Annotated in this window: 17 protein-coding genes; 7 read left to right on the top strand and 10 right to left on the bottom strand. The window is 62.6% G+C overall.

Features of this window, described 5'->3' with window-relative positions; all coding sequences use genetic code 11:
- Position 1: 1 nt before the first annotated feature.
- The 6 genes from dmpG to COCCU_RS04370 all read right to left on the bottom strand — a co-directional run bounded on the left by dmpG (position 2) and on the right by COCCU_RS04370 (position 5,222).
- Positions 2 to 1,030: a 4-hydroxy-2-oxovalerate aldolase gene (gene dmpG, locus COCCU_RS04395; protein ID WP_156230404.1), complete on the bottom strand. Its 1,029-nt coding sequence runs from the start codon at positions 1,028 to 1,030 to the stop codon at positions 2 to 4.
- Positions 1,031 to 1,066: 36 nt separating this feature from the next.
- Positions 1,067 to 1,990: an acetaldehyde dehydrogenase (acetylating) gene (locus tag COCCU_RS04390; RefSeq protein ID WP_156230403.1), complete on the bottom strand. Its 924-nt coding sequence runs from the start codon at positions 1,988 to 1,990 to the stop codon at positions 1,067 to 1,069.
- 52 nt (positions 1,991 to 2,042) lie between these two features.
- Positions 2,043 to 2,831 (bottom strand): 2-keto-4-pentenoate hydratase, encoded by a 789-nt coding sequence (locus tag COCCU_RS04385; RefSeq protein ID WP_156230402.1) that lies wholly within the window; start codon positions 2,829 to 2,831, stop codon positions 2,043 to 2,045.
- Positions 2,832 to 2,863: 32 nt separating this feature from the next.
- Positions 2,864 to 3,799: a 3-carboxyethylcatechol 2,3-dioxygenase gene (locus COCCU_RS04380; protein WP_156230401.1), complete on the bottom strand. Its 936-nt coding sequence runs from the start codon at positions 3,797 to 3,799 to the stop codon at positions 2,864 to 2,866.
- Positions 3,800 to 3,988: 189 nt separating this feature from the next.
- A complete protein-coding gene (locus COCCU_RS04375; protein WP_156230400.1) occupies positions 3,989 to 4,414 on the bottom strand; it encodes a VOC family protein in 426 nt (141 codons plus the stop codon).
- A 25-nt stretch (positions 4,415 to 4,439) separates the two neighbouring features.
- Entirely contained in the window at positions 4,440 to 5,222 is a 783-nt protein-coding gene (locus COCCU_RS04370; protein WP_156230399.1) for a 2-keto-4-pentenoate hydratase, read from the bottom strand.
- 41 nt (positions 5,223 to 5,263) lie between these two features.
- On the opposite strand from COCCU_RS04370, the gene COCCU_RS04365 reads away from it, so the two are divergent.
- Entirely contained in the window at positions 5,264 to 5,827 is a 564-nt protein-coding gene (locus tag COCCU_RS04365; protein ID WP_156230398.1) for a hypothetical protein, read from the top strand.
- A gap of 248 nt (positions 5,828 to 6,075) precedes the next feature.
- Positions 6,076 to 6,675: a 50S ribosomal protein L25/general stress protein Ctc gene (locus COCCU_RS04360; protein WP_156230397.1), complete on the top strand. Its 600-nt coding sequence runs from the start codon at positions 6,076 to 6,078 to the stop codon at positions 6,673 to 6,675.
- 102 nt (positions 6,676 to 6,777) lie between these two features.
- Here COCCU_RS04360 and COCCU_RS04355 read toward each other — a convergent pair whose 3' ends face one another.
- On the bottom strand, positions 6,778 to 8,403 hold the full coding sequence (locus COCCU_RS04355) for a thiamine pyrophosphate-binding protein (RefSeq protein ID WP_156230396.1): 1,626 nt from the start codon (positions 8,401 to 8,403) through the stop codon (positions 6,778 to 6,780).
- A gap of 157 nt (positions 8,404 to 8,560) precedes the next feature.
- Between COCCU_RS04355 and pth the strand changes: the two genes are divergently transcribed.
- Entirely contained in the window at positions 8,561 to 9,133 is a 573-nt protein-coding gene (gene pth, locus COCCU_RS04350) for an aminoacyl-tRNA hydrolase (protein WP_156230395.1), read from the top strand.
- A gap of 66 nt (positions 9,134 to 9,199) precedes the next feature.
- Here pth and COCCU_RS04345 read toward each other — a convergent pair whose 3' ends face one another.
- Together COCCU_RS04345 and COCCU_RS04340 are read right to left on the bottom strand one after the other, a co-directional pair.
- On the bottom strand, positions 9,200 to 10,594 hold the full coding sequence (locus tag COCCU_RS04345; protein WP_156230394.1) for an FAD-dependent monooxygenase: 1,395 nt from the start codon (positions 10,592 to 10,594) through the stop codon (positions 9,200 to 9,202).
- A gap of 54 nt (positions 10,595 to 10,648) precedes the next feature.
- Positions 10,649 to 12,019, bottom strand: a complete 1,371-nt coding sequence (locus tag COCCU_RS04340) for an MFS transporter (protein WP_156230393.1) — start codon at positions 12,017 to 12,019, stop codon at positions 10,649 to 10,651.
- A 64-nt stretch (positions 12,020 to 12,083) separates the two neighbouring features.
- Here COCCU_RS04340 and COCCU_RS04335 point away from each other — a divergent pair, with 64 nt between their 5' ends.
- The 4 genes from COCCU_RS04335 (at position 12,084) to COCCU_RS04320 (ending at position 15,716) form a co-directional block, all read left to right on the top strand.
- The gene (locus tag COCCU_RS04335) at positions 12,084 to 12,869 is read left to right on the top strand and encodes an IclR family transcriptional regulator (RefSeq protein WP_156232568.1); all 786 of its coding nucleotides are present in this window, start codon (positions 12,084 to 12,086) and stop codon (positions 12,867 to 12,869) included.
- A 149-nt stretch (positions 12,870 to 13,018) separates the two neighbouring features.
- Positions 13,019 to 14,146: a cupin domain-containing protein gene (locus tag COCCU_RS04330; protein ID WP_156230392.1), complete on the top strand. Its 1,128-nt coding sequence runs from the start codon at positions 13,019 to 13,021 to the stop codon at positions 14,144 to 14,146.
- Positions 14,147 to 14,151: 5 nt separating this feature from the next.
- Positions 14,152 to 14,979, top strand: a complete 828-nt coding sequence (locus tag COCCU_RS04325; protein WP_156230391.1) for a fumarylacetoacetate hydrolase family protein — start codon at positions 14,152 to 14,154, stop codon at positions 14,977 to 14,979.
- Positions 14,979 to 15,716: a maleylpyruvate isomerase family mycothiol-dependent enzyme gene (locus tag COCCU_RS04320; RefSeq protein WP_156230390.1), complete on the top strand. Its 738-nt coding sequence runs from the start codon at positions 14,979 to 14,981 to the stop codon at positions 15,714 to 15,716. The genes COCCU_RS04325 and COCCU_RS04320 overlap by 1 nt, the downstream gene beginning before the upstream one ends.
- Before the next feature lie 176 nt (positions 15,717 to 15,892).
- Here the strand turns inward: COCCU_RS04320 and COCCU_RS04315 are convergent, their stop codons facing one another.
- Complete coding sequence (locus COCCU_RS04315; RefSeq protein WP_156230389.1) at positions 15,893 to 16,111, bottom strand: hypothetical protein; 219 nt, start codon at positions 16,109 to 16,111, stop codon at positions 15,893 to 15,895.
- Between the last annotated feature and the right edge of the window lie 129 nt (positions 16,112 to 16,240).

Raw genomic sequence — 16,240 nt, 5'->3', positions numbered from 1 at the left:
GTCAGCTGACCATGTTGAGGGAACGCTGCTGTAGTTCGACGGCGACGTCGATGAGCATGTCTTCCTGCCCACCGACATACCCCCGACGCCCGATCTCGCGCAGGATATCCTGCGCGGGTACCCCATACCGCTGCGAGGCCCGTTCCGCATGGAACAGGAAAGAGTTGTACACCCCCATCTGTCCCTGCACGATCGACCCCCGATCCATCATCGGCAACCGCTCCACCATCGGACGCAACACCTCCTCCGCAGCGTTTTGCAACCCGGTGACATCCACCCCACCGATATCCATCCCCAACCGATCAAACACCGTCGCCAACACCTCCAACGGCGCATTACCCGCACCCGCACCCAACCCATACAAGGTCCCGTCAACCTGGGTGGCACCCTCCCGCACCGCGAGCAGGGAATTAGCCACCCCGAAGCTCAAATTCTGATGCCCATGGAACCCGACCTCCGCATCCCCACCAACCTCATCCAGGACCGCACGGACCCGATCCGCGGCCTGCTCCATGATCAGATGCCCCGCGGAATCGACCACGAACACACACTCACACCCCGCATCCACCATGATCCTGGCCTGGGCCGCCAACTCGGCCGGGGCCAGGCGATGCGAGAGCATCAAAAACCCACCGGTCTCCAACCCCATCTCCCGGGCGGCCTGAAAATGCTGGATGGCAACATCCGCCTCCGAACAATGCGTCGCGATCCGCACCACCGACACCCCCCGCAGGGCGGCTTCCTTGAGATCCGCGATCGTCCCCACCCCGGGCAGCAACAGCGCGGCGATCTTGGCGTGGCGGGCCTCATCGACGGCTGCTTCGATCAGGTCGAGTTCATCGGTGCGGGAGAACCCGTAGTTAAACGTCGATCCCCCCAGCCCGTCACCGTGGGTGACCTCGATCATCTCGACGTGGGCGTCATCGAGGGCGCGGACCACCCGACGGACCTGGTCGGTGGTGTACTGGTGGCGCACCGCATGGGAACCATCACGCAGGGTGGAGTCATTGAGACGAATTGTGGTGCTCATAATATTGTCGTATCCCTTATCTTCTGAAAACGGCTGCTAGGAAGCGCTGAGTGCGAGGAGCTCGGCGTACTTGTCGGCGGTGGCCACCGCCGCGGAGGTGATGATGTCAAGGTTGCCGGCATACTCCGGCAGGTAATCCGCGGCCCCACGAACCTGAATCAGGATGGTCACCCTCGCCCACCCGTTCCAGTCCTCACGGGCCTGATCAAACTGCGGCTGTGCGGTGAGCTGGTAACCGGGCACATAGGCCTGGACCTCTGCCACGCGTTCCTCGATGGCGGCGGTGATCCGGTCCTGGAGGGCACCGGGTTCCCCGGCGGCGGCGGGCAGGGCACAGTAGACGGTGTTGCGCATCAGCATCGGGGGTTCCACCGGGTTGAGGACCAGCACGACCTTGCCTTTTTTCGCCCCTCCCAACTCGACCAGGGCGTGTTGGGTGGTGTCGATGAACTCGTCGATGTTGGCGCGGGTACCGGGGCCGGCGGATTTCGAGGAGATCGAGGAGATCACCTCGGCGTATTCCACATCGACGACCGAGGACACGGCATGCACGATCGGGGTGGTCGCCTGCCCACCACAGGTGATCATGTTGACGTTGTCGACCGCCTGGAGGGCATCGAGGTTGACCGCGGGGCACAGGTAAGGGCCCACCGCTGCCGGGGTCAGGTCAATCGCGCGGATCCCGGCGGCCCGGTACTTCGGGGCGTTGGAGGCATGCGCTGCGGCGGAGGTCGCCTCGAACACCAGGTCTGGTTTCGGGTCCTGGGCGACCAGCCAGTCCACGCCTTCGGCGGAGACGGTCAGTCCCAACGCGGCGGCGCGTTTCAGCCCGTCCGAGGCGGGGTCGACACCGACCATGTAGATCGGTTCGATGTGGTGGGAGTTGTTGAGCAGTTTGATCAGCAGATCGGTGCCGATATTACCCGGACCAACGATCGCCGCCTTCAATTTCTGGGACATATTGAGGGATCCTTTACGCAGTGGAATGGAGTGGAAAAAAGGGCAGGTGGGTTTAGCTGAAGGAGGCGCTGAGGGTGCCGTGGGGGCCGTAGTCGATCTCGACGTGCTGGCCGGCGATGACGGGGGCGGCACCGCAGAAACTACCGGTGAGGATGATGTCCCCGGCATGCAGGCCGACACCTTGTTCCCCGAGGGTGGTGGCCAGCCACTGCAGCGGTGCCAGGGGATGGCCCATGACATCCGCACCGCTGCCCTGACCGGCGAGTTCACCGTCGATCAGCATCCGGGCGGTGACACCCGGCAGGTCCGCGGTGGGCACGTCGATGGGGTTGGGGTCGATGATGACCGCGCCGCAGGAGGCGTTGTCGGCGACGGTGTCCACCAGGGCGATGTTCCAGTCTTCGACACGGGAGTCGATGATCTCGATCGCGAGGTGGGTGCTTCCGATCGCGGCGGCGACCTGTTCGAAGGAGGCGTCCGCGGGCAGGTCGTGGGCGAGGATGAACGCGAGTTCGGGTTCGACCTTCGGGGCGATGAACTGGTCCACCTTGATGTTCGCACCCTGGTGGTAGACGAGGTCATCAGTGAAGAATCCGAAGTCGGGGCTGTCGACACCGAGCTGGCGCTGCATAGCCAACGAGGTCAGACCAATCTTGCGTCCGACAACGGTACGGCCCTGGGTGGTGAAGGCTTCTTCCTGGAGTTGCTGGATCCGGTAGGCACCGGCCAGGTCCAGGCCCGGGATGGTTTCCCTGGGAGGGGTGATCGGTTCACCGGTGGTGTACGCGGCCAGGAAATCCTCGGCCACGGACTGCAGAACAGCACTAGTAACAGTTGTCATGGAGTTTCTCCTTCTGAAGAGACGGGTGTTGGTTACTTCGCGTACATCAGGCCGAAGCCGGCGACGAACTCAGGGATCGGACGGTAGAACTCGTAGTCGACCTGGAAGTTTCCGTTGGCCTTGGCCAGTGCCGAGAACCCGGCAACCCAGGTGCGGACCTCGTGGGAGGAATGGCCGGCATCCTCATCCATCTGATCAGCGGTGTAGGAATCGAAGAGGGTGGTGTCCTGGGCGGCCGCAGTGCAGTCCGCCATGAACTTCCGGTCCCACTCCGGGTTGATGTCGATGATGCCGGTGGCGGTGGTGGCCTTCTGACCGGCGGATACCACCCGTGCCTCGCGGGCGTCGCGGTCAGCCTGGTCGGGGTGGCCGTGGAGCAGGAAGTCCTTCTGCTGCTCAGTGGCGATCTCCCAACGCGGCAGCGGCGGGTCATGGGAGAGGCCACCGGAGGCGATCATGAGGATTCGTTCATCGCGTCCCTGTGCCCACTCCCCCACTAGCTCACCGAGCTGACGGATGCGCTCCATCGGGGCGAAGGGACGGGCGACTCCGTTGACGAAGATCGGGATGACCGGCTTGGTGTCGAGGCCGCCGAGCAGGATCTCCAGAGGCTGAGCACCACCGTGGTCGATGACCATCTCGCGGGAGATGGCGACGTCGACACCGTGGTCGATGACGAACTGACCCAATTCCTCAGCCAGTTCCACCGGGACGTTCAGCGGGCCAGCGGTGGTCTTGTAGTCACCCATGGATTCAGCGGTGTAACCGATGCAGTACTGGGGAAGCAGATCATAGAAGAAACCATTGAAGTGATCAGGGGTGAAGACGATCACCAGGTCCGGGTTGAATTCCGCGACCTTCTTACGCGCTTCATCGAAGGCGACGTTGAGCGCAGCGTCGACCTCCGGCTGGGGGTCGTTGATTCCCAGCAGCGGACTGTGGGACATGGCGATTAGGGAAACGCTCATTGACGGGGCTCCTCTGGTTCGAAATCTCTTTATCAACCCCGGAACACATCCAGTGATCCGGTGCACATGAGGGAGTCTATGGAACACCGGTCACTGAACCCAGCACTGTTCCGTGGACTGGAACGGCAAAAACCCACCCCACAGAGGGGATGGGCTTATCATTGCCACACGTGCCGGAAAGCTCAGGCCCTAGAGGGCCGTCGGATCCATCCAGAAGAGCTCCCAGCCATGTCCTTCCAGGTCATCGAAGGCGGCACCATACATCGGCCCCTGTTCCTCCGGCTCCCGGGTGACCTTGCCCCCAGCCTGACGCACCCGACGGATCAGTTCATTGACATCCTTCCGGCTTCCCACATCAAGCGCGTTGAGCACCTCACGCGGTCCCTGGGCCGGAACGCTCTCCCTATCGTGGAAGGAGTTGAACTTCTCCCGCTCCAGGAGCATGAGCACAATATGCTCAGTGACCTCGAAGGAGACGGTGTTTTCATCGCTGAACTGGAGATTCTGCCGAAAACCCAGGGCCAGGTAAAACTCCCGTTGGGCGAAAAGATCATCGACCGGCAGGTTGACGTAGATGCGGTCGTGTTTGAGTTGGATGGGTTGCGGGACGCTCATGACGGCTCCTCTTTCACTGCCCCTCTCAGAGGCAGTTGACGGTGATTTCACCGAGGCTCTTGAAGCGGGCGGTGTACTTCGACCCGGGATTGAGGAACACCGCGTCCGTCAGCGCCCCAGTGAGCACGATGGTACCCGCGGGCAGGGACTGGCCACGGGTGGCGATCTCATTGACCGCATCAACCACTGCCTGTGCCGGGTCGCCGAGGACGGCGGCACCGGTGGCGGTGGCCTGCACCTCGCCGTCGACAAGCAATTCCACCGGCTCATTGATCAGGTCAAACTCGCCGACCTTGATGTGGGTTTTGCCGAGGATGAACCCTGCGGAGGAGGCATTGTCCGCGATAACATCCGGGAGTGCGAAGTTGAAGTCACGGTAGCGGGAGTCGATGATCTCGAAGGCGGCGGTGATGTGGGAGGTGGCTTCCTTGACATCGTCACGGGTGCAGTTCGGCCCCTTGAGTTCCCGGCCGAGAATGAAAGCGATCTCGGGTTCGATGCGCGGGTGGATGTAGTTGGCGACCTTGACGGGTTCACCATTGCAGCACTGATGGGCGTCGGTGAGCCAGCCGCTCAGCGGCGCATCGACATTCATCTGCTCCTGCTTGGCTTTGCTGGTCAAGCCGAGTTTGAAACCCACGATCTCTTCTCCGGCGGCAATCTTTGCCTCGATCAATGTGCGCTGCACCTCATAGGCGGTCCCCGCATCCAGGCCCGGCCACTCCGTGGTGACCCGACCGCGCTCTTCGCGGCGGTTTTCAGCCTGAAGCAGTGCGTCCACTGCGGATTCAACATCATTGATCGGCATGTGCGCCACCTTTCTCTTTGCCCCGGGAAGTGGGCTATGTCATGTCCTATATTATCGAGGTTAACGCTCCCCACCACAATCGGGGGAATCGACCCACCAGGACGGAGATCTTCTCCCTCATGAATGCCCGAAAATTTCCCCCTCCCCCACCAGAACATCTTGTCGATGATTCCAGCCACCCCCGGATCCTGAGCCCCATCGACATCTACCTCGACACCGAATCCGCCCGTAGCGGTCTGTTCACCATGGCTTTTGTGTTTAGCTTCTCCAAAACCCAGAGCCCCAGGTCACTGCTGCTCTCCCACGGCCAGGAGGAGAAACCTGGCGAGGTGTGGGTGGAGGCGGATGATCCGGAGCATGGTTTCCACGCCACCGGGGTGCACTGGGAGATCAACGGATTACTGCTCCGGATAGAACTGACGGACGGCCACACCTTCCACTGGAATGGGCAGACCTCGGTGACGGTGGAGCTGATGGAGTCCCGCGCCCTCGGGGTCAACACCTGCCTGGAACAGATTTTCGCCGAACCCGATGAGGAGATCAGTGACCTGGTGCGGCGGCAGCGCTCCAGTCATCCCGAGGACAGCAGCAACTTGGAGCAGTAGATTGCGTCGTGTTAGCCTTGATCCCGTCTCGGCGAGGGCACCTTCCGGTGCCGTTATCGACGCGATTGTGTTTCTCATGCTTGTCCTGCGGAACTTCACCCTGGCGTGGAGTCGCGGATATTTTTCAAGCCTGCGAAGACTCGACGAGAACATTGTTTTCGACAGTCGGTCGCAGGCTTTTGTCGTTCCTCACCAGGGGATCAGACTGATGCGGCCGAAGAACTTCATTCATCTTTAAGGATCCTTATATGTCTACACAGTACCCCACCGTCCCGGCCGCTATCCGTACCGAGTTCGGCAAGGGCTTCGCCCGTCGCCTGCGCGTCGCCGGCCAGGTCCCCGGCGTCGTCTACGGCCCGACCACCGAACCGATCCACTTCTCCGTGGATCGCATCGCCCTGACCGCCGTCGTCCGTAACGACGGCGTCAACGCTGTCATCGAGCTGGATGTTGAGGGCGAGAAGCACCTCACCATGATCAAGCACATCGATCAGAACGTCCTGACCTTCGACATCGACCACATCGACCTGCTCGCCATCAAGCGTGGCGAGAAGGTTGAGGTTGAGGTTCCGCTGCTGCTCGAGGGCGAGTCGACCCCGGGCACCCTGGCCGTCCAGGAGACCGACACCATCCGCATTGAGGCTGACGTCCTCAACATTCCGGAAGAGCTCACCTTCTCCGTGGAGGGCCTGGATGTCGGCGAGCGCATCACCGCCGTCGACATCGCCATCGGCGATGCCACCCTGATTGATGAGGCTGATCTGCTGATCGCCACCATCGTCTACCCGGAGGTCGAGGAAGAGGAGACCGCTGAGGGCGAAGAAGAGGCAGCTGCCGATAAGGAGTAATCCTTTTCCGCATAGCGCCACTGCGCTGAGCTGAAAAAGACCCGGGCTGACAGGAACTTTCCTGTCAGCCCGGGGTTCTTTTCTCCCCTGGGGGCGTAGCGATCAGCGGCTGATGATCTCCTGCATGTAGGGGGCGATGACATTCGGGGAGATGCGGCAGTCCAGAACATAGGTGCCTGGCTCCCCGCGCTCCAGCCACTCCCGGAAATCCCGGAGATCGCCCAGTTCCCGCACCACCTTCGTTTCCGCCCCGAGCGCCCCCAGGACAGCAGCGAAGTTGATCTCCGGGATCAGCATCGCAGTTTCTCGCAGGCCTCTGCTGCCGTACTGGTGAATCTCGGCACCATAGGCGGCATCATTGAGGACGATGACCAGGCCGCGGTGGGCGGTGCGGATGAAGGTTTCGGCATCGGCCAATGCCATCACTCCCCCACCGTCACCGGTGACCAGCACCGCCAGCTTCTCCTCACCGGCTGCGGCGGCGACACCCACGGCCGTCGGAAAACCCAGCCCAATGGACTGGAAGGCAGTGCCGAGCAGGACAATATTGTCCGGGCCCGCCAGGTCCAGATAGGTGTTCGGCCAACCGATGAAGTGCCCACCATCGGTGGCGATGAGTTTCTCGGCGGGCAGGATCTGGTTGAGTTCCCGCATCAGGCTGCGCGGATCCAGGCGACCATCCGGGGCCAGTTCATCCCCCGCGGGACGGGCCTGCGGATCAGCCACCAGGTGGAACCGCTCCCCCGCCTCATATCCCCGCGCATGCAGTTGCGCCAGCACCTCCGCGCTCACCGCGGCCGCATCCCCCTGCTGGAAATCATCCACCCTGGGATGGGTGGCTGCCGCGGCCAGATCCACCTGAAACACCCTGGCGCTTTCCCCGAAGGCCTCCCCGAAGGCCATGGTGAACTGGTTGAGACCGGCACCGAGCACCAGCACCACATCAGCACGACGAATCTCTGCAGCGGAGCCTTCCGCCGCAAAACCACCGCAGACACCGAGGTCCCGAAAGTTTCCGGAGGCATTGAAAAGGCCTCGGGCCGGGGCGCTGGTGGCCACATCGGCGTGCAGCAGATCCGCCAGGTCCCGGATGCTTTGCGACGCCCCACGGGCACCGCGGCCCGCCAGGAGGAGGGGATGTTTCGCCCCGGACAGTGCTTTCACCAGCTCGCTGACATCAGGGGTGTCGACCACTTTCCCGGGTGCCGGTTCATAGCTGTAGGCAGCTTCCAGCTGCGGATCAATGGCGGGAGCCGCAGCCAGGTCATAGGGGATCTCCAGCACCACGGGAATTCGGTGTTCCAGGGCATGACGCCAGGCCCGCAGGGTCACCTCCCCGACATCCCCGGGGTGGACGGTGAAGGTGTCCACACCCACGGCGCGGGCGAGCGCCTGCTGGTCGACGTCGAAGTCCCGGGGGCCGGTGCTGGGCTCCGTGCCGACGACGAGGATGAGTGGGGTCCGGGAAAGCGCGGCGTCGGCAAGCGCGGTGAGGGTGTTGGTGAAACCCGCACCATAGGTGGTGGTGGCCACCGCCAGTCGGCGGCTCACCCGATGGTAGGCGTCAGCGGCGGCGACGCTGGCCACCTCATGACGAACGGGGATGATGCCGTGCCCCAGCCGATCCAGGGCATCCACGAACCAGGCGTTGCCATTTCCCATGAGGCCGAAGAAATGATCCACCCGGGGAATGAGGATGCGGGCGATGCCTTCTGAGATTGAGTACACAACGGTCTCCCTTTGATGTGCCCGCGAATCCTGGGGGACGGAGATTTCCACCGGGCCATAGGTGTTAGTGCCCCTTTTCCAGATACCCCCATGGTAGTGCAGTCTGAAACTTCCTCACCCCACCTGCGGCCCCCGGCCGTTCCCGGGCTGTGTCACAATGACTGCCGTGACTGACAACTCCATGTTCCTCATCGTCGGCCTGGGAAACCCCGGTCCGAAATACGCCGACACCCGGCACAACATAGGTTTCGGGGTGGTGGATGAACTAGCCGGCCGTGCCACCCCCATGCCCGCCAGTTTCAGCGTGCACAAGCGCTCCAACGCCGAGATCGCTGAAACCCGACTAGGCCCCGCGAAAGTGGTCCTGGCCAAGCCGCGGACCTTCATGAATCTCTCCGGCGGGCCGGTCAAGGCCCTGGCTGACTTCTTCAAGATCCCCCCGGCGCAGATCATCGTCATCCACGATGACCTGGATCTGGATTTCACGGCGGTGAAGCTGCGTCCCGGCGGTGGGGACCGTGGCCATAACGGGCTGCGCTCCACCACCAAGTCATTGGGAACGAAGGACTACCAGCGGCTCTCGGTCGGGATCGGTCGCCCACCCGGTCGAATGGATCCGGCTGACTTCGTGTTGCGACCCTTCGCCCGCAGTGAGCAGGCTGATCTGCCGATCATCTACGCCGATGCCGCGGATCTGATCGACACCGTGATCGGGTCGGGGCGTCGATAAGCGAAAAAGGGCGGACCACCCTCTCGGTGGTCCGCCCTTTTGGCGCTCAGTGGTGTTGAGCAGAAACTACACGGTCAGCTCATCAGTCTCCTTGCTGTCACGCTGGCGGGAGATCTTGTGGATGTTGTACTCCCACTCCTGCAGCTCGGCCGGCAGATCACCCTTGGAGGGATCCTTCAGGTACTCGCGACGGTCAGCGTCGTAGTCCCACAGCCAATCGGCGTATTTGAACCAGCCGGTGCCCTCAGCAGCACGGAAGGTCTCGTTACGGATCAGGCGGGAAATGCCGTCAACGTGCCAGAGCTCGCCCCAGAAACGGCCGGTGGTCTGGATCCGGGCACAGCGCGGTGCTCGCTCAGCGGAGACATCACGCAGGACCTCGCCCCAGTTCAGCTCGCCCTGGGCAGCAGCCTGGGAAGCGTAGAGCGCCAGGCACTCGGAGTCCTCCATGGCCATGACGGCACCGGAAGCCAGGTACTGCAGCGGGGGGTGGGCAGCATCGCCCATGACGATGATGCGGTCGTTGACCACCCAGTCCTGCAGCGGCTCACGGTCCGCCATCTGCCACCAGGTGTTCAGCCACATGCGGCCCAGCCGGGACTGGATGAACTCATTGGTGTGGTCGAAGGCGTTCTTGAACTCCTCGTTGTTGCCCCAGTCCTCCGGCACCTCGTCACCGCTGACCAGGGAATCGAGGTAGCGCGGGGACTGGAAGACAGCCACCTGGTTGAGCAGCTCGCCGCCACGCAGCGGGTACTGGATGAAGTGGCAACGCGGGCCGATGTAACCGACCACCGCGTTCAGGTCCTTCATGGCCTCGTCCTCGGCCAGCGGGGAGGTACCGCGGTAGGCGACGTAGGCGGAAGGTACCGGCTCATCCTGGGCGATCTTCTTGCGGAATGCGGAGTGGGTGCCATCGAAGGCGACCAGCAGGTCGGCGCGGACGAACTCACGCTTGCCCTTACCGCTGTTGTCCTCACCCTCACGGTGCTCGATCTCGACGGTGACACCCTCATCATCCTTGACCGCATCGTGGACGTGGATGCCGTTGACCAGGGTGGCGCCAGCTTCCTGAGCTGCCTCGACCAGGATGGCCAGCAGATCGGAACGGTGGATGACCAGGTAAGGGGCACCGTAGTGCTCCTTGAATTCCTCACCGAAGTCCATGGTCAGGATGGTTTCGGTGGTGATGGCATCGCGGAACTGCATTTCCTTGGGCAGGTAACCCGCCGCAAAGACCCGTTCCTTCAGTCCCCACTTCTCCAGCATCTTGACGCCGTGAGGGCCGATCTGCAGGCCTGCACCGACCTCCTTGAACTCAGGTGCCCGCTCGTAAAGGGTCACCTCGGCACCACGCTGGGCGAGCGCCAGGGCGCCAGAGGCACCGCCGATGCCGCCGCCGGAGATGATGATCTTCTGGCCCTTCAGGTCCTCAGAATTGGGAAGAGAGGTCAAAGACATTATGTGGATTTCCTTTCCAAGGGATGATCAAAGACAAGCTACGTGAACTGAGAATTACTTGATTGATTCAGTAACAGTGTATCGAGAAGAGGCCTTGTTGCTGATGCTGAGGAGGATGACCAACGCCACCGAGGAGAGCAGCGCCGAACCACCGAAGAGCAGGTAGCTCGACCCGACGCCCAGGCCCCAGCCCAAGAGCAGACCGGCCAGCTGGGGTGCCAGCACAGCTCCCAGACGGCCCACGCCCAGTGCCCAACCCAGGGCGGTACCCCGCAGGTTGTGCGGGTAGAACTGGGCGACGGCCGAGATAATCAGGATCTGGGTGCCGTGGGTGCCCACGCCAGCCAGGATCAGGATCACGTACACCATGGCGACCGAGGGTTCGGTCAACAGCAGGAGCAGGGCAATACCTGCGACACCGGCAGCCACCGCACCAGAACGCAGCGGACCGAACTTATCACCCGCCCATGCGGTGACGATGGAGCCGATGACTGCACCGAGGTTAAGTGCCAGGGTGAAGTTCAGGGCGGCACCGAAGTTATAACCGGCCTCCTGCATCAACTTCGGCAGCCAGGTGCCGAGACCGTACCAGGCCAGCAGGGTGACGAAGGTTGCGACCGCGAACCAGATGGAGATCGTGCGGTAGCGATCACCCAGTAGATCCTTGAAACCAACCTCGCCACCGGTTTCCCCGGCTGCAGCGGCCCGGGCGGCATCTCCCTCCCCCTCACGCGCCGCATAATCGGCCTCGATATCGCGATCATTCGGGATCACCTTCATGGCGAGCGGCAGACCGATGACGATCGGAACCAGAGCCAGCAGGAACATGAAGCGCCAGCCCCACTCATCATGAGAGGGAACGATGAACTGGGCGAGGACGGCTGCGATGGAGCCACCGATCGGCACACCGGACATCATCACGGTGGACCACTTGGACATGGTGTTACGGGGAACAAGGTCTGAAACCATGGCGTTTACCGAGGGAACCAGTCCACCCAGACCGATGCCCGCCAGCAGGCGGAGCGCACCGAAGACCCAGGGGTTGGGTGCGAAGGCGCAGAGCAGAGTAAAGATGGAGAGCACGATCACCGAACCGATGACGGCGGCCTTGCGCCCCACCCGGTCAGAGAGCCTTCCGATCCAGACCGCGCCGATGACCATGCCGACGAAGGCGGTGGAGCCGATGGTGCCGGCGGTGCCGGCAGAAAGATTCCACGTCTCCATGAGGGATGCCTGCACAGTGCCGTAGACGATGAGGTCATAGCCATCGAAGACGACGAAGAACCAACCGAGGAGCACGGCGGCCAGTCGCTTGCCACCGATGCCGAGGATCTGGAAGCGGTTTTCTGATGCACCGATTCCATGAGGAGCGGGCACTGTGACGTTATCACTGCCCGTCCGCTGTGAGTTTGAGGGAGATGCCATATGAACATGATCGGGGTGACAGCGGTTACAATCAAAGTCATTCCACATAGCGGAAGGATTGAATATTTATCATCTAGGATCCACCCACGGCCCACCCCCGAAGGAGTATCTCCAATCGGTGGACCTCGCTCTCCTGCTGATCCTGGCACTGCGGGATGCCGGGACCCTGACGGTCTCCGGCGCTGCTGAAGAGCTCGGCATCAGTCAGTCCACAGCCCACCGTTCCCTCGCCATGCTGGTCTACCGCGGTTTCGCCATCCGGAGCGAATCCCGCACCTACCTGCCCGGTCCGGTACTCTCCGCCACACTGCTGGAACCCGGTGTCGGTGGCGAACTAATCGAAGTGTGCCGAAGGTACATGGAGGCCATCACGAAGGACACCCAGGAGACCTGCCACTTGATGGTGATGTCGGGCAATAAGGTCCATTTCCTACACACCACCGAAAGCCCCCTCCCGGTTCGGGTGGGCAACCGACGCGGCCAAGTGATGCCGGCCGAGCAGAACTCCGGCGGACTGGCCATGCTCGCCGAATTTTCCTCATCTGAGCTGCGGGTTCTCTACTCCAAGCTCAGCGAGGAGGAGTTTCTGGCGTTCCGCAGGCGCCTGCACCGCACCCGCACCCGTGGTTTCGCACTCAACAACGGACTGTTCGAGCATGATGTTTCCGCCGTCGGGACCTGTCTACGCAATGACGTCGGGGATGTCGTGGGCGCTCTGACCGTGGCCACCCCAACCTCCAGGTTCCGTTCCGTGCATGTCAAATGTGCCGAATCCCTCCTGAAGCACACCCGAGACCTGAACCGCCAATTGGAGAGCCTGAACGTGTCCCCCACTAACCTCCAGGGGTAAAAAATCCCACCCCCGCCGAAACCAGGAAGCATATATTCCGCTCTCCGGAATTACTTTGAGTCACTCCATATAAGACCTTATGTTCGGAGTCACAACCTCTCATGCCTGCAGCGTTTCACCTGCAGCACCCGGAAAGGAGACATCCCGTCATGGGTAATGTCGATAAGAGCGACTACTCCAACGAGCACGTTGCATACACTCCGCCGCCGCTGACTCCCGAAGAGGAGAAGGAGCTGGAGAAGATGTACGCCGAGATGGATGCGCTTCACATGAAGCCGCTCTGGAACCAGATCGGTGGCCTCATGCCGAACGCCCCCACCCCGCAGGCAGTGGCCCACAAGTGGGAGTGGGAGAAGATCCACGCACTGGCAGCCCGCTCCGGCGATCTGGTTCCGGTCGGCCGTGGCGGCGAGCGCCGCGCCATCGGTCTGGCCAACCCGGGTCTGGGTGGCCCGACCTACATCGCCCCCACTCTCTGGGCTGCGATTCAGTACCTGGCACCGGGCGAGAACGCCCCGGAGCACCGCCACTCCCAGAACGCCTTCCGCTTCGTCATCGAGGGTGAGGGTGTCTGGACCGTGGTCAACGGTGACGCTGTCCCGATGAAGCGCGGCGATTTTCTGATCACCCCGGGTTGGGCTTTCCACGGCCACCACAACATCGCCACCAAGCCCATGGCTTGGCTGGACGGCCTGGACATCCCCTTCGCCTACCAGATGGACACCGGCTTCTTTGAGTACGGCTCTGAGAAGCTGACCGATGAGTCCACCCCGGAGCACTCCCGCTCCGAGCGGCTCTGGGCACACCCCGGCCTGCGTCCCCTGGCCTTCCCCGGCGCCCACAGCAGCTCCCCCATCGGCCGCTACGCCTGGGAGCACACCGACGCCGCGCTGAACGATCAGCTCTCCCTCGAGGACGCCGGCTTCCCGGGCGTCGTCGCCCCTGGTCACGCCGCAGTCCGCTTCACCAACCCGAGCACCGGCAACGATGTCATGACCACCATCCGGGCTGAATTCCACCGTCTGCGCCCGGGTGCCGAGACCACCCCGATCCACGAAGTCGGCAACCGCGTTTTCCAGGTTTTCGAAGGATCTGCCACCATTAACATCGGTGATGAAACCTTTGAGGTCAAGCACGGCGACGTCGTCAATGTACCGTCGTGGCAGAAGTGGTCCGTTGGCGCCGGTTCTGAGGGCGTCGACCTGTTCTGCTTCTCCGATCACCCGATCTTTGAGGCCCTGGGCCTCAACCGCACCTTTACTCCGGAAGGAATCTAAAACTAATGCGTCTTGCAACCATTCGCTCCGCCGAGGGCACTTTCGCCGCTCGCGTCGAGACCGACACCACCGCCACCCCGATCGAGGGCTATGCCAACGTCGGCGACCTGCTGCAGATTGAGAACTGGCGCGAGATCGCCGAGAAGGCTGCCGGCGAAGCAGTCGAGTTCGGCGAGAAGGATCTCGAGGCTGTTGTCCCGGCCCCGAAGAAGATCGTCTGTGTCGGCCTGAACTACGCCAACCACATCAAGGAGATGGGCCGCGAACTGCCGGAGAACCCCACCCTCTTCGTGAAGTACCCGGACGCCCTGACCGGCCCGTTCGACGATGTTCTGGTCCCGGATTACGCCAACGGCAAGCTGGACTGGGAAGGCGAGCTGGCTGTCATCATCGGCAAGCGTGCCCGCCGCGTCAAGGCTGAGGATGCCCAGAACTACATCGCCGGCTACGCCGTGATGAACGACTACACCATGCGCGACTACCAGTACCGCACCCTGCAGTGGCACCAGGGCAAGTCCTTCGAGAAGACCTCCGGCTTCGGCCCGTGGATGACCACCTCCGACTCTTTCGAGTTCGGCGGCGAGCTGGCCACCTTCCTGGGTGAGCAGAAGGTGCAGACCACCCCGACCAATGACCTGGTCTTCGGCCCGGAGGCACTGGTCGAGTACATCTCCCACATCTACCCGCTGGATGCCGGTGACGTGATCGTCACCGGTACCCCCGGTGGCGTGGGCCATGCCCGCAAGCCCGGCATGTACATCGGCGACGGCGACGTCGTCAAGGTCACCATCGAGGGTCTGGGCCACGTGGCCAACAAGACGGTGTTCGAGTAATGACCGGCTCCTTCCACGATCTCCCGATTGAGGAGCGCCTCTCCCTGACCCGCCGTGGCACCGCCCACTACTCCGGTCAGCTGGCGCTGCTCGACAATGACGAGTTCGCTGAGCCCACCGCGCTGGAGGGTTGGAACCGCACCCATCTGATCGCCCACGTCGGCTACAACGCCGCCGCGGTCTCGAATCTGATGCACTGGGCCACCACCGGCGAGGAGACTCCGATGTATGAGTCCCCGCAGGCCCGTAACGAGGAAATCAAGTACGGTGCCACCCTCAATCCGGGTGCCCTGCGCAACCTCCACGACCACACGGTCGCCCGTCTGGACGTCGCTTGGCGCGACGCCCCGGAGACTGCCTGGACCGCTGAGGTCGTCACCGCCCAGGGACGCACCGTCCCGGCTTCCGAGACACTGTGGATGCGTTCCCGCGAGGTCTGGATCCACGCTGTGGACCTGGGTGTCAAGGCAACCTTCAGTGATATCCCCGAGGTCGTCCTCAGCACCCTGCTGCAGGAGATCCCGACCAAGTGGCGCAACACCGGTGTCGGTGCTGGCCTGGTGCTGGTCAACAGCAACAACGGTGAGCGCATCGAGGTCAACCCGGCTGATGATGAGAACCCGCTGACCGAGATCCACGGCGAACTGCCGGGTCTGGTTCGTTGGGCCGCTGGCCGTGATTCCCGTGGCGTGACCTCCCCGCAGGGTGAGGTCCCGGAGCCGCCGCGTTGGCTCTGAGCTGACCCGGAACTCCCCCCAGAGAAAACAAAGATCCCGTCCCTCCCTTCATCAGGGGAGTGGCGGGATCTTTGCCTGCTGACCCTTTCGCGGCACGCCAGGGCCGGCAGGAGAGCCTCGCCGGGCGAACTTGAGCCTCCCCCGGCACCCCAGCTCCACAGGGCTTCCAGGGGCGATTACCAGCGCCGGGCGAACTTGAGCTCCTTGGGCAGGTTCACATCATCGCGTTCGAAGGCTCCGGATTTGAGCAGGCGGCTGTAGACCACCGGGCAGCTCTTGCACCGTGGATTCTTCCGGCAACAGGTGGACTTGACCTTCATTCCCAGCGGATTGTGGGTCACCTTAGGTCCCCGCTTCGCGGGGCCTTTCTTGGAGCCGTCCTTTTTCTTTCCCATGACCTGAGCTTATGGGATTGGTTTTCCCGGGAACAGACCCTGGGGCACACTTCCCCCGCTTAGGGTTACCACCCCTAAGTAATCTCGGGGATTCCACTGGGATAAACGCAGAAGACCCGGGCCGGAAAT

Source organism: Corynebacterium occultum (assembly GCF_009734425.1).
GTDB classification, from domain to species: Bacteria; Actinomycetota; Actinomycetes; order Mycobacteriales; family Mycobacteriaceae; genus Corynebacterium; species Corynebacterium occultum.
The sequence above is the reverse complement of the archived record's forward strand: the minus strand, read 5'-3'. Positions and strand labels throughout refer to the sequence as shown.

Excerpts from the sequence above, each read along its gene's own strand:
- dmpG (WP_156230404.1), bottom strand. The coding sequence starts at position 1,030 with ATGAGCACCACAATTCGTCTCAATGACTCCACCCTGCGTGATGGTTCC.
- COCCU_RS04390 (WP_156230403.1), bottom strand. The coding sequence starts at position 1,990 with ATGTCCCAGAAATTGAAGGCGGCGATCGTTGGTCCGGGTAATATCGGC.
- COCCU_RS04385 (WP_156230402.1), bottom strand. The coding sequence starts at position 2,831 with ATGACAACTGTTACTAGTGCTGTTCTGCAGTCCGTGGCCGAGGATTTC.
- COCCU_RS04380 (WP_156230401.1), bottom strand. The coding sequence starts at position 3,799 with ATGAGCGTTTCCCTAATCGCCATGTCCCACAGTCCGCTGCTGGGAATC.
- COCCU_RS04375 (WP_156230400.1), bottom strand. The coding sequence starts at position 4,414 with ATGAGCGTCCCGCAACCCATCCAACTCAAACACGACCGCATCTACGTC.
- COCCU_RS04370 (WP_156230399.1), bottom strand. The coding sequence starts at position 5,222 with ATGCCGATCAATGATGTTGAATCCGCAGTGGACGCACTGCTTCAGGCT.
- COCCU_RS04365 (WP_156230398.1), top strand. The coding sequence starts at position 5,264 with ATGTCCTATATTATCGAGGTTAACGCTCCCCACCACAATCGGGGGAAT.
- COCCU_RS04360 (WP_156230397.1), top strand. The coding sequence starts at position 6,076 with ATGTCTACACAGTACCCCACCGTCCCGGCCGCTATCCGTACCGAGTTC.
- pth (WP_156230395.1), top strand. The coding sequence starts at position 8,561 with ATGACTGCCGTGACTGACAACTCCATGTTCCTCATCGTCGGCCTGGGA.
- COCCU_RS04345 (WP_156230394.1), bottom strand. The coding sequence starts at position 10,594 with ATGTCTTTGACCTCTCTTCCCAATTCTGAGGACCTGAAGGGCCAGAAG.
- COCCU_RS04340 (WP_156230393.1), bottom strand. The coding sequence starts at position 12,019 with ATGGCATCTCCCTCAAACTCACAGCGGACGGGCAGTGATAACGTCACA.
- COCCU_RS04330 (WP_156230392.1), top strand. The coding sequence starts at position 13,019 with ATGGGTAATGTCGATAAGAGCGACTACTCCAACGAGCACGTTGCATAC.
- COCCU_RS04325 (WP_156230391.1), top strand. The coding sequence starts at position 14,152 with ATGCGTCTTGCAACCATTCGCTCCGCCGAGGGCACTTTCGCCGCTCGC.
- COCCU_RS04320 (WP_156230390.1), top strand. The coding sequence starts at position 14,979 with ATGACCGGCTCCTTCCACGATCTCCCGATTGAGGAGCGCCTCTCCCTG.
- COCCU_RS04315 (WP_156230389.1), bottom strand. The coding sequence starts at position 16,111 with ATGGGAAAGAAAAAGGACGGCTCCAAGAAAGGCCCCGCGAAGCGGGGA.